Genomic DNA, 1,060 nt, shown 5'->3' with positions numbered 1-1,060 from the left:
AATCGCGGTGGTGGCTCCTAGCCCGGTGCCTTTCACCTTCGGCGTGGCGGAGCGTTTCTGGCTCGATCTGGCGCGCGCCCTGAACGAACACACCCCCCACGAGGTGGAACTGCTCAAGGTGCCCTCCCCGGAGGGAAACTTCTGGGAGGTGCTCGCCAGCTACCGGCGCTTTTTCGAGCTCGATCTAAGTATCTTTGACGCTGTCATCAGCAGCAAATACCCGGCCTGGATGGTTCGCCATCCTAACCACATCCTTTACATGCAGCATAAGCTGCGGGGGCTCTACGACACCTACCCCGCCCACCTGCCCACCGCCTGGCCGGACTGCCGCGAATTGGCAGAACTGGGACGCCTGGTGGCCGAACCCAATCCCACCCCCGCCGAGGCCGAGGCCCTGTTCGCGCTCCTGGAAACCTGGCGCGAACGAGGGGGTGAACGAAACTGGTTTGCCTTTCCGGGACCGGTGACACGCGCTGTCGTCCACTTTCTCGACCGGGTGGCCCTGCGGCCGGAAGCGATCCGCCGCTACGGCGCCATCTCCCGCACGGTGGCCGAACGCGCCGATTACTTTCCTCCCGGTGTGGAAGTGCACGTGGCCCACCACCCCTCGGGGCTGGCGGTGTCCCCCCGGCCCATGTCCGCCGGGCCGGTCCTGTTCACCGCCAGCCGCCTGGACGGCCCCAAACGCATCGGCCTCATCATCCGTGCCTTTCGCCGGGTGACCGGCCCGGTGCGCCTGGAGATCGCCGGCAGTGGTCCTGAGGAACAGGCCCTCCTCGCCCTGGCGGCAGGCGACGAGCGCATCCGCTTTTTGGGGCGCATCAGCGATGCCGAGTTGGTGCAGGCCTATGCCCGGGCGCGGGCGGTGGTGTTCACCCCCTTCCAGGAGGATTTGGGACTGATTACCCTCGAGGCCATGAACGCCGCCCGCCCGGTGATCACCTGCAGCGATTCCGGCGGCCCCCTGGAATTCGTGGAAGACGGGGTCACCGGCCGGGTGGTGGCACCGGAACCTGCAGCCGTTGCCGCTGCCATCGAATCCCTGTGGGCCGACCGCCGC

At 67.4% G+C, this 1,060-nt stretch carries 1 protein-coding gene; it reads left to right on the top strand.

The window, feature by feature from the left end; translation table 11 throughout:
- Positions 1 to 25 precede the first annotated feature (25 nt).
- A partial coding sequence (locus tag Q9Q40_00395; protein ID MDQ7005670.1) for a glycosyltransferase family 4 protein occupies positions 26 to 1,060 on the top strand: 1,035 nt, incomplete at its 3' end.

Source organism: Acidobacteriota bacterium (genome assembly GCA_030949985.1).
Lineage (GTDB): Bacteria > Acidobacteriota > Polarisedimenticolia > J045 > J045 > JALTMS01.
This window is presented reverse-complemented; position numbering and strand designations above follow the sequence as displayed.